Annotated in this window: 19 protein-coding genes; 8 read left to right on the top strand and 11 right to left on the bottom strand. The window is 39.6% G+C overall.

Annotated features, from left to right (window positions below):
- The first annotated feature begins 84 nt into the window (after window positions 1–84).
- From MHI20_RS02795 to MHI20_RS02785, 3 genes are all read left to right on the top strand, one after another.
- Window positions 85–705, top strand: coding sequence for an FMN-dependent NADH-azoreductase (locus MHI20_RS02795; protein ID WP_340936595.1), 621 nt, complete (start codon window positions 85–87; stop codon window positions 703–705).
- Between the two features lie 126 nt (window positions 706–831).
- Complete coding sequence (locus MHI20_RS02790) at window positions 832–1545, top strand: DsbA family oxidoreductase (RefSeq protein WP_340936594.1); 714 nt, start codon at window positions 832–834, stop codon at window positions 1543–1545.
- Between the two features lie 188 nt (window positions 1546–1733).
- Complete coding sequence (locus MHI20_RS02785) at window positions 1734–2186, top strand: VOC family protein (RefSeq protein ID WP_039167759.1); 453 nt, start codon at window positions 1734–1736, stop codon at window positions 2184–2186.
- Between the two features lie 249 nt (window positions 2187–2435).
- Here the strand turns inward: MHI20_RS02785 and MHI20_RS02780 are convergent, their stop codons facing one another.
- The gene (locus tag MHI20_RS02780) at window positions 2436–2990 is read right to left on the bottom strand and encodes a sugar O-acetyltransferase (RefSeq protein WP_024719077.1); all 555 of its coding nucleotides are present in this window, start codon (window positions 2988–2990) and stop codon (window positions 2436–2438) included.
- 2 nt (window positions 2991–2992) lie between these two features.
- On the bottom strand, window positions 2993–4156 hold the full coding sequence (locus tag MHI20_RS02775) for an isocitrate/isopropylmalate dehydrogenase family protein (protein WP_268372917.1): 1164 nt from the start codon (window positions 4154–4156) through the stop codon (window positions 2993–2995).
- 77 nt (window positions 4157–4233) lie between these two features.
- Here MHI20_RS02775 and MHI20_RS02770 point away from each other — a divergent pair, with 77 nt between their 5' ends.
- From MHI20_RS02770 to MHI20_RS02760, 3 genes are all read left to right on the top strand, one after another.
- On the top strand, window positions 4234–5406 hold the full coding sequence (locus MHI20_RS02770) for an MFS transporter (RefSeq protein WP_047946220.1): 1173 nt from the start codon (window positions 4234–4236) through the stop codon (window positions 5404–5406).
- A 195-nt stretch (window positions 5407–5601) separates the two neighbouring features.
- The gene (locus tag MHI20_RS02765) at window positions 5602–5949 is read left to right on the top strand and encodes a hypothetical protein (RefSeq protein WP_340936589.1); all 348 of its coding nucleotides are present in this window, start codon (window positions 5602–5604) and stop codon (window positions 5947–5949) included.
- Between the two features lie 29 nt (window positions 5950–5978).
- On the top strand, window positions 5979–6104 hold the full coding sequence (locus MHI20_RS02760) for a hypothetical protein (RefSeq protein WP_008343787.1): 126 nt from the start codon (window positions 5979–5981) through the stop codon (window positions 6102–6104).
- 54 nt (window positions 6105–6158) lie between these two features.
- On the opposite strand, the gene parC is transcribed toward MHI20_RS02760, so the two are convergent.
- The 3 genes from parC to MHI20_RS02745 form a co-directional block, all read right to left on the bottom strand.
- Complete coding sequence (gene parC / locus MHI20_RS02755) at window positions 6159–8600, bottom strand: DNA topoisomerase IV subunit A (RefSeq protein ID WP_256689285.1); 2442 nt, start codon at window positions 8598–8600, stop codon at window positions 6159–6161.
- Window positions 8601–8602: 2 nt separating this feature from the next.
- Complete coding sequence (parE, locus tag MHI20_RS02750; protein WP_327862031.1) at window positions 8603–10570, bottom strand: DNA topoisomerase IV subunit B; 1968 nt, start codon at window positions 10568–10570, stop codon at window positions 8603–8605.
- Window positions 10571–10985: 415 nt separating this feature from the next.
- Entirely contained in the window at window positions 10986–11399 is a 414-nt protein-coding gene (locus MHI20_RS02745; protein ID WP_007499324.1) for a CoA-binding protein, read from the bottom strand.
- A 154-nt stretch (window positions 11400–11553) separates the two neighbouring features.
- Here MHI20_RS02745 and plsY point away from each other — a divergent pair, with 154 nt between their 5' ends.
- A complete protein-coding gene (gene plsY, locus MHI20_RS02740; RefSeq protein ID WP_008343794.1) occupies window positions 11554–12135 on the top strand; it encodes a glycerol-3-phosphate 1-O-acyltransferase PlsY in 582 nt (193 codons plus the stop codon).
- Window positions 12136–12231: 96 nt separating this feature from the next.
- Window positions 12232–12519 (top strand): HesB/YadR/YfhF family protein, encoded by a 288-nt coding sequence (locus MHI20_RS02735; RefSeq protein WP_008343795.1) that lies wholly within the window; start codon window positions 12232–12234, stop codon window positions 12517–12519.
- Between the two features lie 41 nt (window positions 12520–12560).
- Here the strand turns inward: MHI20_RS02735 and MHI20_RS02730 are convergent, their stop codons facing one another.
- From MHI20_RS02730 to MHI20_RS02705, 6 genes are all read right to left on the bottom strand, one after another.
- Window positions 12561–12869 (bottom strand): hypothetical protein, encoded by a 309-nt coding sequence (locus tag MHI20_RS02730; protein ID WP_024719080.1) that lies wholly within the window; start codon window positions 12867–12869, stop codon window positions 12561–12563.
- Window positions 12870–12872: 3 nt separating this feature from the next.
- Window positions 12873–13295, bottom strand: a complete 423-nt coding sequence (locus MHI20_RS02725) for an acyl-CoA thioesterase (protein ID WP_008343800.1) — start codon at window positions 13293–13295, stop codon at window positions 12873–12875.
- A gap of 103 nt (window positions 13296–13398) precedes the next feature.
- On the bottom strand, window positions 13399–13641 hold the full coding sequence (tlp, locus tag MHI20_RS02720; RefSeq protein ID WP_017359579.1) for a small acid-soluble spore protein Tlp: 243 nt from the start codon (window positions 13639–13641) through the stop codon (window positions 13399–13401).
- A gap of 15 nt (window positions 13642–13656) precedes the next feature.
- The gene (locus tag MHI20_RS02715) at window positions 13657–13800 is read right to left on the bottom strand and encodes an acid-soluble spore protein N (protein ID WP_008357830.1); all 144 of its coding nucleotides are present in this window, start codon (window positions 13798–13800) and stop codon (window positions 13657–13659) included.
- 51 nt (window positions 13801–13851) lie between these two features.
- Window positions 13852–13977, bottom strand: a complete 126-nt coding sequence (locus MHI20_RS02710; RefSeq protein WP_003211002.1) for an FbpB family small basic protein — start codon at window positions 13975–13977, stop codon at window positions 13852–13854.
- Between the two features lie 76 nt (window positions 13978–14053).
- A complete protein-coding gene (locus MHI20_RS02705; RefSeq protein ID WP_008343807.1) occupies window positions 14054–14557 on the bottom strand; it encodes a TlpA family protein disulfide reductase in 504 nt (167 codons plus the stop codon).
- Between the last annotated feature and the right edge of the window lie 60 nt (window positions 14558–14617).

Here is a 14617-nt window from a genome sequence, read left to right as displayed (position 1 = left end):
GAATCATTTAGAGTCATACCAAAATATTGCGTGTGAATTCTTTTTATAAGTATTCAAAATCAAAATCATAAAGGGGAAATGATCATGTCAAAAGTATTATTTGTTAAAGGAACACCGCAAAGTGAGGAACAATCAAGAAGTACGCAAGTTGCTAGAGCATTTATCAATGAATATAAGGAAGTAAACCTAGCAGATGAAATAATAGAAGTAGATGTCTATTATGCAAATGTGCCATTAATCGATGCTGATTTTTTAACTGGACAAAAGAAGTTAAGAAGTGGGGAAGTGCTAACAGATGTTGAAGCACAAAAAATAGAAGCAGTGAATGCATTCACAAAGCAATTTATGGAAGCAGATAAATACATCATTCAGTCTTCAATGTGGAATTTAGGAATCCAACCTTTATTAAAAGCCTATTTTGATACAATCATGAGTGCTGGAAAAACGTTTAAATATACATCAGAAGGTCCAGAAGGATTGATGAAAGGGAAAAAAGCAATCCATATTCATGGTATGGGAGGATTTTATTCACAGGCAATTGGAATGGAACATTCTGATTCTTACGTAAGAGGTGCGCTGAAGTTTGTTGGAATTGAAGTGGAACCAACGATTTTTGTTGAAGGTATTGACTATGATCCAACTAAGAAAGAAGAAGTTGTTGCTGCAGCAATTGAAAAGGCAAAAGCGGTAGCACGAACGTTTTAAAAAAGAGCATGGGTGGGATTAGTTAAAAAGATTTTAATTAACATCATCCCACCTCGCACGTTCAAAAGCGTAATAAGGAAGAATAGACAAAATACATTCATCAAAATTATAAAGGGGGAACATATGATGAAAGTAGAAATTTGGTCTGATTTTGTTTGTCCGTTTTGTTATATTGGCAAACGTCAATTTGAAATAGGGTTAGAACAGTTTGAACATAAAGAAGAGGTCGAAGTCTTATTTCGTCATTTTCAATTAGATCCATATGCGAAAAAAAATACAGGAATGGATATCCATCAAGTAGCATCTTCCAAGCATGGTATTCCATATGAAAAAGCAAAAGCAAGAAACAATCAATTGAAACAGAAAGCAAAAGAGATTGGGTTAGATTATCAATTTGATACAATGATTCCTACGAATTCATATGATGCACTTCGTCTTTCTTATTATGCAAAAGAGAAAGGGAAGATACGGGAGTTTATGGAGCGTATTTTGAAAGCTCATTTCACGGATTCACTAGATATCGGTGATCACGCAACACTTGCTCAACTTACAAGTGAAATAGGTCTTGATGGCAACGAAGCCTTGGATGTTTTAGCAAATGATCAATATAGCGAGAATATTGCAGCTGATAGAGCCGAGGGATCAAAAATTGGGATTCAGGGCGTGCCCTTTTACGTTGTGAATGATAAATATGTCATCTCAGGAGCACAACCTAGCGAAGTGTTTTTAGAAACATTACAACAGGTATGGAAAGAAGAGTACGCGAATCGTAAGGTTGAAGAGCATAAATTAGAGTCGTCGCTCGATGATTATTGTTCAGATGGAACATGTGAATTTTAATGGATATTCAAAAAAGATTCAGAAATCACAAAAGAATATTATAGTATATCAAGGCTCAGGTATTGTTGTTCTAATTCTTGCAGTAGTGCCAACATCACTTGACTTGTATTGAACCTAATTTATAGCTGCTTTAAATACCACTTTATTATGAATCATTTACTTCCAAAAAATCAAAGGGGTTTAGCGATATGAAAAATACAATTTTCCAAGGCACAATCGAGCATTCAGGATTTGTAGTACCCGATATCGAAGTAGCAGTTGAATTCTTCACTCATATTTTGGGTTTTGAAGTCTTGTTCCGGCCAGGACGGATGCAGTTTGAGGACGATAGTTTAAAAAGATACTTTGGGGTTCACGAACAGTCAATTGTAGAAGGGGCGGCATTTTTGCAATATGGCGGTAGAAAGATCGAACTGGTTCAATGGTCGACGCCAGATCAACAGAATGTTCACCTAAAACCCAGTGATATCGGTGTAGCCCATCTAGCTATTACAGTTACCAATATAGAAGAGGCTTTAAAATATTTTGCAGAACAGTCTGATGTTAAAGTTAGAGAGCTGAGCCCTCTTGGATTTTTCTATATCACAACTTCATGGGGGATGGAGATTCAAATAATGGAATTACCCCAAAAACCTTTATGACCTATTTTTGAAACAGTTTGCTGAGACTGGAAAATAATGCTGCTTTTGAGTCAATTGAATATAAAATCTAATAATAAAGAGGATCAAGTCAAAGGTTCTCTTTTTTGCATTAATTAATATCTAGTTTACATAATATATATTCTAGGAAGTTAAACAACAATTGAATTTTCTTTGTCTCATTATTAAGTATACTTATCTTATTGAGATAAAACAAAAAATGAAAAATCCAACGGTTGATTCGTCAGATTTTCATTCCTCTAAATGTTTTAAGATTTTTGCAGGATTCCCGCCAACAATCACATTTGACGGAACATCTTTTGTCACAACGGCTCCTGATGCAATGACAGCATGATCTCCGATTGTCACACCTGGATTGATAATGGCGCCGCCGCCAATCCATACATGATGTCCAATTGTGACTGGTTTGCCGAATTCAATACCTGTTTGACGTTCTTCTGGATTTAACGGATGTCCAGCTGTGTATATATGTACATTCGGACCTAACAAACAATGATGTCCAATTGTAATCTTGCAAACATCTAATAACACAGCATCAAAATTTGCAAAAAAATGCTCGCCAACCTCGATATTGTATCCATAATCACATTGTATTCTGCCTTCAAATACCACATCTTCTCCGCAAGCGCCTAAAAGCTCCTTTAAAATGGCCTTTCTCTGTGATGGCTCATTTGTTTGCTGATAGGCAAATGTCAATTGTCGTGCTTTTGCTCGATCTGCCATCAATGTGTGATCATTTGGGTGATAGTATTCTCCCTTGATCATCTTTTCTTTTTCTGTTTTCATGTTCATCTCCCTTTTATTGAAAATTCATTCATCGTTTGAATGAATGCCTCGGTGAATTGTGTTGTCGTCTCATTTCCTCCTAAATCCTTCGTTTTCAAGTTCTTTTTTAAGGTCTCATCAAGAGTATGTTCGATCAGACTGGCTGTCTGTTTTAATCTTTCATCTTGATATTTCACATGTAGCCAGTTACAAAGCATTACTGTAGAAAGAATCATGCCCATTGGATTGGCTATATTTTGACCAGCTATATCAGGTGCTGAACCATGTGCCGCCTGTGCCATCGCTTGATTTTCGTTGCAATTTAATGAGGGTGCCATTCCTAAACTGCCGACTAGTTCCCCTGCAAGATCAGATAAAATGTCGCCAAACATATTTTCTGTCACAATCACATCAAAATCACCTGCACGTCTCACTAAATGAGCAGCCATCGCATCAATATGAATATCCTCAACCTCCACTTGTGGATATGCTTTCGCTACCTCTTGACATGTTCGTAAAAACAAGCCAGATCCTAATTTGATCACGTTCGCTTTATGAACAATGGTGACTTTCCCCCTCCTCTCCACTGCACGTTGAAAAGCTGCGTGGGCAATACGGGTAATTGCTTTTTTTGTAAACACACCTGTAGATATGGCGACATCTGGTGTAATCATCCACTCTCCTGTCCCCTGATACATATTCCGGTCTGGATAAAAGCCTTCTGTATTTTCTCGAAAAATGACAAGGTCGACGCCATTGGCAACGCTTTTCACACCTGGCAGCGATTGCGATGGACGAATATTTGCAAATAAATCAAATGTATGACGCAGTTCTCCACTTGGATTTCTTCTTTCTTTCAATTGATCAGGATATGAAGCTGAATCATGAGGTCCTAATATCCAGCCATGGCATTTTTTCAAGGCGGCTATAGTAGAAGCTGGCACTGGATCTTGATGAGAATGAATGGCTTCAGCACCGATAGGACACTCTACAAATTCCACAAATAGTTCATTGAACTGTGACAACGCTGTCTTTAAAATACGCATACTAGAATCAACAATTTCCGGTCCAATCCCGTCTCCCTTTAAAATACCTATTCGATATGACATATGTATCGCCCCTTTTGTCTTTATTCTATCAAAGAATGATGAAGTTGGAATATTTTCTTCATGATGATCCTCCCTCATGTTATTTACGAATCAAGAAGTCTCCTTTATAATCGAGTAGATTTGTTCTGTATGACTACATAGATATGAGGGATTAGATGAAATTAAAGTGGTATAAAGCGATTATTGTTATTTTTACGATGTCTGGGATCTCCATCTCCACTTGGTTTTCAAGAACACCAGAAGTGAGAGATTTATTGCAAGCAGATACAGGCACAATGGGACTCATTTTACTCGGCTTATCTGTAGGTTCCATTGTCGGGCTGATTCTTTCCAATGTATTCGTTCGCAAAAAAGGCGGCCGAGTGGCGATTGTGGTCAGCGCTTTTTTGATGTTTATTGGATTCTCAACCCTTGCAATCGGCGCGGCCCTCTCTTCTACGCTGGTTGTCACTGCTGGTCTTTTTCTTTTTGGTTCAGGCTCAGGCATGTGCAATGTTGCCATGAACTTAGAAGGAACGGAGATTGAGTATCAGATCAAGAGAACGATCCTGCCGATTTTGCATGCTTCTTTCAGTATTGGAACGTTAATTGGTGCAGGTGCCGGAATACTCTTTATTTATTTAGGTGTGTCTGTCCTCATTCACCTTCTCACCATTGCACTCCTTTTCTTTCTCAGCATCCTGATTTGTACACGGTTTATTCCGCACGGGACAGGAAAAGATCCGGATAAGACGCAGACAGAATCAGTTGAGGCTTCTCAAACATCATGGCTGAACAAACGGACGATCTCATTAGCGATGATTGCCTTATGTCTCGCATTTGTAGAAGGTTCTGCAAATGATTGGATTCCACTAGCAATGGTTGATGGCTATCAGGTTTCTCATTCAATGAGTACGGTCATCTATGCATTATTTTTGTGCGGGATGATTAGTGGCAGATTACTGAGCGGACGTTTCATTGATCGCTTTGGCAGGGTGTTATTGCTAAGAGTCGCGATCTTATCTGCTGCCGCCGGACTATTCTTGGTGATTTTAAAGATTTCACTCGTCGTGTGTATGATATCTATCTTTTTATGGGGACTTGGCGCGTCCTTAGGCTTCCCGCTGACCATTTCAGCAGCTGGTGATGATAGCCGCTATGCTGTCAAACGTGTCAGTATCGTCACTTTATCTGGGTATACAGCCTCTCTATCAGGGCCCCCTGTTTTAGGACTGCTCGCCAATCAAGTCGGTCTGCTTCATGCGTTTATTTTTGTTCTGTTTGCCATTTGTATTGCAGGAATCTTTACAAAAGCTGTTGCAAAACCGACATCAATACATTCTTTTTGAAAAGTGCCAGATCTTTGATCTCGGTACTTTTTTTAAATTTAATAAATAAAATTGAAACCTTTCACGAAGTGAAACAGTCCTATAGATGTCTTGATGTTTATCGCTTTTTTAAAGAGGGAAAGTAAAAAAATAAGACTTTTCAAATAACTGAAAACGTGGTAAGATCATGAAAATAAACAGGAAGGGGTGAGAAAAATGAAAAAAAATATGCTGTTAAAATTAGCAGTCTTATTCATAGCACTTGCAAGTTTTCATTTGTTCTCAATGCCTCATTCCGTTCAGGTATACCATCATGCAAAGGTGGTTGCTGATCAAGAATCACATGAACTGAAAATCGTTCAGACAGCAGGCGATGAAAAGAAACAAAAACATGTGAACGCAGTATTTGCGGCATTTACAGCACTGCTAGTCATTGGCAGTATGGCAGCTGGATTTGCACGCATCACTTATACTGATCGATTTGACCGGAAAAAGAAGCATTTACTTGCAGTGTTCTACCAGTCTTCGAATTTCCGAGTAGCTCGTGTTAACCCAACCATTTAAATCAAACAAAAATTGGGAGGTTTTACACGATGTTATTTTTCTTAAGAGTATTCATTCTAGGTCTATTCTCTGTCACTTCACTTTCTCTTTTCGTTTACCAAGGAATTGAAGTAGTGCATGCCATCACAAGCATGTTTGGCAATCACGAGAGTTAAATTGACCTCATCATAAAAAAACCCCCTGCCTTACGCAGGGGGTTTTCGTTTTGCTTATTTATTGTCATCTTGGTCAGATGCAGCAGGTGATAAAAGAACTTGAGTTACTTCTCCCTGCTCTTCCTCATCTAAAATAAACGATCCATTGCTATAACGATCATTTGCCCTTAGTGTGGAAATATCGAGCGGGATCGTGGCACCCTTTTCCGTATCAATCTCAAGTGTATCGTGCAGTGAAGCAGCAATCACAGCAACAATTCTGTGAGGGTTTTTCTTTAATTCTCTTAGCATGATCACTCCACGTTTTGCTCTTGATGTCTTATCAAATTCAGAGAGGTTCATCCGCTTCACAGCACCTCTTTGTGTCGTGAGAACAAGCACATTGTTCTTCGGATCAATGATTTGTCCCGAGACCACCTCGTCTCCGTCCTTCAAATTGATGCCTTTCACACCAGCCGCTCTCGGACCGACCACACTCACTTCTTCTTCATCAAACCATAATCCATAGCCATTTTTCGTTGCAATAAACAATTCTTGCTGACCTGTTGTAACATGAACATCTACAAGTTCATCATCACCTTTTAAATTCAAGGCGACAAGCGGTTTTGAATAGCGCTGCGCTTTATATTGGAGAAGCTCTGTTTTCTTCACCATACCGCCTTTTGTGAAGAACAAGAGATATGATGAATCATCGAATTCTTTAATTGGGATCGCTTTTTGAATGGTTTCATCGCGGTCAATCGAAATAATATTCGTAATGTGCTGCCCCATGTCTTTCCAGCGTATATCTGGCAACTGATGAACTGGACAGTAAATGTAACTCCCTTTATTCGTAAATAGCAGAAGAACATCTGTTGTATTCATTTCAAACTGGTGAATCAGTCGGTCTGTATCCTTCATACCGAAGTCCTTACCGTTTGATGCAGCATATGAACGCTGGCTTGTCCGTTTGATGTATCCATCTTTTGTGACTGTGACGTACACGTCCTCTGATGCGATCATCACTTCAAGGTTAATCTTAATTTCTTCAATTTTTTCCTCAATGACGGATCGTCTTTCATCAGCATACGTCTTTTTCAACTTCTTCAAGTTGTTCGTAATGACTTTAAACAGCTTCTTCTCATTCGCTAAAATGTCTTCAAGCTCTGCAATTCGCACGTCAAGCTCTCTTGCTTCGTCTCTTAGTTGAGTGATATCTGTATTTGTTAAACGATATAACTGGAGAGAAACAATCGCTTCTGATTGAGCTTCTGTAAAATCATATTTCTCCATCAAATTGTTTTTCGCATCACGCTTATCATTAGACGAACGAATCGTCGCAATGACTTCATCTAAAATGGAAAGAGCTTTAATTAATCCATCTACAATATGATGACGTTCTTTTGCTTTTCGAAGCTCGTATGCTGAGCGGTTCGTCACCACTTCTTTTTGATGAGCAATGTAAGCGTCTAGTACAGTTGTAAGCGTCATTAAAGTCGGTCTTCTGTTATGTATCGCGACCATATTAAAGTTATATGGGATTTGTAGATCAGAATTTTTATATAAGAAATTCAAGACACCATTCGCATCCGCTTCTTTTTTCAGCTCTACAACAATCCGAAGGCCGGTACGATCCGTCTCATCCCGAACTTCAGAAATTCCTTCTACTTTTCTTTCAATGCGGAACTCGTCCATCTTTTTGACAAGATTGGCTTTATTCACTTCATAAGGAATTTCTGTGATCACGATTTGCTGGCGTCCACCGCGGATGGTTTCAATCTCCGCTTTTCCGCGAATCATAATCTTTCCTTTTCCTGTTTCATATGCCTTCTTAATACCATCCACACCTTGAATGATCCCGCCTGTTGGGAAATCAGGCCCTTTGATGACTGTCATTAAATCTTCAACCGTACAATGCGGCTGTTCAATTCGCTTAATCACGCCATCAATCACTTCTCCTAGGTGGTGCGGCGGAATATCAGTCGCATAACCGGCTGAAATCCCTGTTGACCCGTTCACAAGAAGGTTGGGAAACATCGCTGGTAAGACAACAGGCTCTTTGCTTGTATCATCAAAGTTCGAGACAAATTCGACCGTCTCCTTGTCGAGGTCTTTTAAAAGCTCTGATGCAATTGCAGAAAGCCTTGCTTCCGTATAACGCATGGCAGCAGGAGGATCTCCGTCGATACTCCCGTTATTTCCATGCATCTCAATCAGCACATTTCGCACTTTCCAATCCTGGCTCATTCTCACCATTGCTTCATAAACAGAAGAATCACCATGCGGATGGTAGTTACCAATTACGTTACCGACTGTTTTGGCAGCTTTACGGAAGTTTTTATCTTGTGTATTTCCTTCTGCATACATCGCATATAGAATTCTTCGTTGTACAGGCTTTAATCCATCACGTGCATCTGGAAGTGCACGATCTTGGATAATATATTTACTATAGCGACCAAAACGGTCTCCAATTACTTCTTCTAACGGTAAATCATGAAATCGTTCTTGTTGTGCCATGTTTAAACCTCCTCAGCTAGCGACAAGTTTTCATTTTCAAGAATGTTGCTTTCCTCATCAAGTCCAAAGGCGACATTCTTTTCAATCCATTTACGGCGTGGTTCTACTTTGTCACCCATCAGTGTCGTGACGCGGCGCTCCACCCGTGCAGCATCATCGATCTTCACCCTGACAAGCGTTCTCGACTCTGGATTCATTGTCGTTTCCCATAGCTGGTCGGCATTCATTTCACCTAAACCTTTATAGCGTTGAATCGTATATCCTTTTCCAACTTTCTTTAACACGTCATCCATTTCTTCATCAGACCAAGCATATTCAATGACTTCTTTCTTCCCTGAGCCTTTGCTAACTTTATATAAAGGCGGAAGGGCAATGAATACTTTGCCATGCTCAATCAGCGGCTTCATATAGCGGTAGAAGAATGTAAGCAATAGAACCTGAATATGCGCGCCATCTGTATCAGCATCTGTCATGATGACAATTTTGTCATAATTGATGTCTTCTACATTAAAATCGACACCAACCCCGCCGCCAATGGCATGGATAATGGTGTTGATTTCTTCGTTTTTGAAAATATCCGCAAGCTTTGCTTTCTCTGTATTAATGACCTTTCCTCGAAGCGGCAGCACCGCTTGGAATTTTCGATCACGTCCTTGCTTGGCTGATCCACCAGCAGAGTCGCCCTCTACTAGATACAGTTCATTTCTTGCCGGGTTTCTAGATTGAGCAGGTGTTAATTTTCCGCTGAGTGTTGCTTCAGATTTTTTCCGTTTCTTGCCGCTCCTTGCTTCTTCTCTTGCTTTTCTAGCCGCTTCTCTTGCCTGCTGCGCTTTAATCGCTTTTTTCACAAGCAGTGTCGCCGTTTCGCGGTTTTCTTCAAGGAAATAAGCCAATTTTTCAGAAATCACGGCATCAACAGCTGACCTTGCCTCACTCGTTCCAAGCTTTCCTTTTGTTTGTCCTTCAAATTGAAGAAGTTCTTCAGGAATTCTGACAGAAATAACAGCTGACAGACCTTCACGAATATCCGTACCTTCTAAATTTTTGTCTTTTTCTTTTAAAAGGGTCACTTTGCGTGCATATTCATTAAAGGCTCTCGTCATGGCCGTTTTTGCACCAGACTCATGCGTACCGCCATCTTTGGTTCTTACGTTATTGACGAACGACAAAATATTTTCTGAATATCCGTCGTTAAATTGAAAGGCAAAATCGACTTCAATGGACTGATGTTCGCCTTCAAACGAAACGACTTCACTAAGTACATCCTTTTCCTCGTTTAAATAAGCAACGAACGCTTCAATACCTGTCTCATAATAAAAGGTTTCCTGTACATCATGGCGATCATCAATCAGCTCTATTTTTAGCCCTTTTAATAAAAAGGCTGATTCTCTTAAACGCTCTGATAATGTATCAAAATTATAGGTGGTGACACTGAACATCGTTGGATCTGGCTTAAAATGAATCAGTGTACCGGTCTTTTTCGTTTTCCCGATTTTTTCAAGTGATGTGACTGGCTTTCCGCCATGTTCAAAGCGCTGGTGATAAATAAATCCATCGCGTTCTATCGTCACGGTGAGCCACTCTGAAAGTGCGTTCACAACGGACGCCCCAACTCCGTGAAGTCCACCACTTGTTTTATAACCGCCTTGACCAAATTTTCCGCCTGCGTGCAGGACCGTTAAAATGATTTCTGGTGTCGGTTTTCCAAGCTTATGCATACCAGTAGGCATTCCGCGCCCTTTATCTTGGACGGAAATGCTGTTATCTTTATGTATTTTGACAATGATATGATCTCCATGGCCGGCGAGCACTTCATCGACAGAGTTGTCTACAATCTCATAGACAAGGTGATGAAGACCGCGTGAATCCGTCGATCCAATATACATCCCTGGGCGTTTACGGACGGCTTCAAGCCCCTCTAGCACCTGAATAGAATCATCGTTATAATCTACTTGCTGCTTTTTAACCAAATGCTTAATCCCCTTTCACTAACAAACATAACCGGCTAATCATCAATGATCTCTCTAGATTTTAATGATGATCATGCTGCTCATTACTGTCCACTTTAATAAGCTGCATCATCACCATGCATGTGTGATTCAGTGATACATGCTCTTTTGCACGGTTATGAGAATGTTCTACATTCTGCAATCAGAACTAGAAGTCCATTATAAACAAGACTGTTTCATAAGCCAAATGCAATCATATGATGGTTTTAGCAAAACAGAACAAATGTTCTATATTTATCTTATCGCTCTTTTTCTCGATATGCAAGGTCACCGATAGGTCCCTGTCGCCTTATTTTATCGCTTTCTTCTAGAATCGCAAATATATTTCTGCAACAAAAAAGCAAAAATCCTTGAAAAACCAAGGATTTTTGACGATTTAATGAGTTTTTGTCATCGCATGAGCCACTTTGATACATAAGTCCATGATGGCGACCTTGCCATTTTCCTCAATCAGCCTTTTTGCCTCTTCATGATATACGCCTTGCTGCGCCCAAAAAACAGGTGCGTCTATTTCAAGAAATTCTTTCGCCACCTCAGGCAAAAACTCAGAACGTCTAAAGACATTGACGATATCAACAGGCTCTTTTATGTCTTTTAAAGAGGCGACCGCTTTTACCCCAAGTGCTTCATCAATCGTTGGATTGACAGGAATGATGTCATAACCGGCATCTTGCATGGCTTTTGAAACCATATAGGACGTTCGGTGCGGCTGATCTGACAAACCTACAACTGCAATTCGCTTACTGCTTTTTAATATACGCCCAATTTCTTGTTTTGAAGGATGATTCATCCAGACACTCCTTTTCTTCTATTTTAGCGAATTTCTTGTTAAAAACAAAGCTGAATTCATCGGCCATCGTTTTTTTCAAAAAAAGATCGCCATGTTTTTCATAAGATCATGTTAAAATGTAAGACAAGAGGGAGAATATAAAGGAGTTATGCAGATGTTAATTGCTTTGATGTTTATTTTGGCTTATCTTCTCGGCAGTATTCCATCAGGTCTCATTGTCGGGAAAGCTGCAAAGGGAATCGATATCCGTGAACATGGCAGCGGGAATCTAGGTGCGACGAATGCATTCCGTACACTAGGTGTGAAAGCAGGGTCCATCGTTATCACAGCTGATATTTTAAAGGGGACTCTTGCTTCGGCTTTACCGTTTTTCATGCAACTGGACATTCATCCCTTATTAGCAGGAGTTGCTGCTGTTATCGGTCACAGCTTTCCTGTCTTTGCAAAATTTAAAGGGGGAAAAGCGGTCGCTACATCAGGCGGCGTGCTGTTATTTTATGCCCCGTTCTTATTTATCACGATGATCGCTGCTTTTTTCTTATTTTTATACATTAGTAAATATGTTTCATTATCATCTATGCTGACTGGGATCTACACATTCATTTACAGCATATTCACCCAAGATCTATTTTTAATTATTGTTGTTGCTGTTCTTGCTGGCTTTGTGATCTTCAGACACATCGCCAACCTCAAACGAATTCTCAACAAAACTGAACCGAAAATCAAATGGCTTTAGCCGTTTCATCAATTTAAATATGTGGTAAAAGTAAAGAAAAGCTGTTTTTGCATCCTGCATTTAAAAACAGCATGACTTCAAAAAGGGGCGATCACATTGAAATTAACGATAAAAGATGATGCACTCAATTGGTACAAGAATGAACTGGATTTAGAAAAAGGTGATCATGTTCGCTTTTTTGTCAGATATGGCGGGTGCAGTAATGTACAAAAAGGCTTTTCTCTCGGCGTCGCAAAAGATGAACCTCAAAATGCAGGCGCAACCGCTGAAGTAGAAGGCATTACTTTCTTTGTGGAAGAAAGTGATATTTGGTATTTTGACAACCATGATCTGCATATTGATTATAACGAGTCCGTGAAAGAACCAGAATTTCATTATGAATAAACAAAAAAGATACCTCATCCCTCGGGTATCTTTTTTGTTTATCACTCAATATAAAGTCCATACTCCTGAATGTTTCCTAACGACCGCTCTTTTTGCAAAATCCGTTTTTGCGAATCACCGATGAGATCAAAATGAGGAAAACCTTCGCGAACATGGATCCATTCTTTCTTTAATCCATGCTTTTGTCCCCAAGCGATTAATTGCTCCATATCCTGACAGGCTGCCTTTGTAACAGTATTCGCATGCGGAAAACGGTCATCAAGCCAATAGTGTGTCAAAAAGGCCACATTCCCTTGCCGAACAGCTGATTTCCAAGCATTTAGATCCTTTCTTTTAATACCAAATGCCATGAATCAAACCTGCTTCTTGGACTGTTCGTATACGCTGTGCCATGCAGGGAAAGCTTTTCTAAATTGAATCGGTCTAAAGGTTTCTTTGTCCACACAAATATGTGAGGTGGTCCCTGTAATAGCCGTTTGTCCATCAGGTTTTTGTATTTCATAGCCATACACTGTTTTCACGCCGTTATATTCTTCTATCCATGTGTGAACTGTAGCCGTTTCACCGTACAGTAGTGGTTTCTTATATTGAACCTGAAGATCGACAACAGGTGCAAGGACACCGTCTGCCTCTAACTGGGCATAGGAAAAGCCTAATTCTTTAATTAACGCTGTTCTGCCGACTTCCATCCAAATTAAATAGTTGGCATGATACACAATGCCCATTTGATCTGTTTCTGCATAACGGACTTCTATTTCTTTTTTAGATACATACACGTTTTCATCGCTCTCCTATCAAAACCTAACGTCTCTGACATTTTACCACATTCCAAATGGTTCTTCTAAAAAGAGGCAATAAAATAAACCAGGAATCCCTGGTTTATTCAGTGTAACCGCTCTTTCTTGCTGCTTCCTCGTCCTTTATTTCAGAACGCATTGCGTCAATACTTGTTCTACGGTTTTCATTTTTTTGCTTGATCATCTGCTTTTCTTCCTCTGTTGAAAGACCCATAGCTGCTTCAGATTCATCAATATTTTCAAGTGTGTTTTCGATCATATCCTGCAGCTTCTCAACATTGTCAGAACGATCATCTGGATTGGATTGATATGACTTGTCATTCATCATGCTTCCCTCCTATTATTCGCCCTTCGTCTGTATCACATCAGGCTGTTCATTGGATTTATTATGCATCTTTTTGCCTTTATTTCGTTTGTATGCTACAGGTTTTGTCCCTAAATGGTCTGGTGTAAACTGCGCTTGTTTATCATGCTCTCTACCCATCATTCATCCCTCCCTCTTCTTTAGGATGAACGAAAAAGGATAAATCATAACTTATTTCTGTCTAAATCGCTCTTCCAACTTTTCTTCAAGCTGGTTTAAAAATTCCTCATTGCTTAATAATTCTTTTTTATTTTCAAGCACAAGTTCTTCAAATGTACGGCGCTTTCTTCTTCTCATGTCTATCACCACCTCCACTCTGTTCATACCATTTTCGCCAAAACATTTAGAAAATAAGCAAAAAAGAGCTGAATCATTATAGATCCAGCTCTTTTTCAATTTCTTTTTTTGTGAGCATTTGATGCTTTACAGACAGGATACGCCCTTTTTCATCTAGTATGTATGTCGTCGGATAGGAAAGTACCTGATATCTCGCTTGAATACCTTTTTGATCTAATAAAACAGGAAAACTGACCTTAAGTTCATCAATAAATGAGGCGACGTGATCCACACTCTTTTCAGTGTTCGTCAAATTCACCGCTAGTACCTCAACTTGGTCATTTTCACTTCTAATTGCATCTAGATCTGGCATTTCTGTTCGGCAAGGCTTACACCATGTCGCCCAAAAATTGAGGAGTACTTTTTTCCCTCGATAATCAGATAACGATGCCGTTTTGCCATCAAGGGTTTTGAGCTCAAAATCAGGGGCTTTGTCCCCTGTTTCTAGACCGATGGCAGGTTCTTTTGGTCCGAATACATTCCACGCAAGTAAACCAATCAACACAAGTAAAACAGCGCTTGCCATTCCTTTTTTCCACATGATTGATCCTCCACTATGTTAAAAAAGAAGAGAAAGCTGTCTAAGCGCCTTCTCTTCTTT

The organism is Bacillus sp. FSL K6-1106 (assembly GCF_038005245.1).
In the GTDB taxonomy this organism is placed as follows: domain Bacteria; phylum Bacillota; class Bacilli; order Bacillales; family Bacillaceae; genus Bacillus; species Bacillus altitudinis.
The sequence above is the reverse complement of the archived record's forward strand: the minus strand, read 5'-3'. Positions and strand labels throughout refer to the sequence as shown.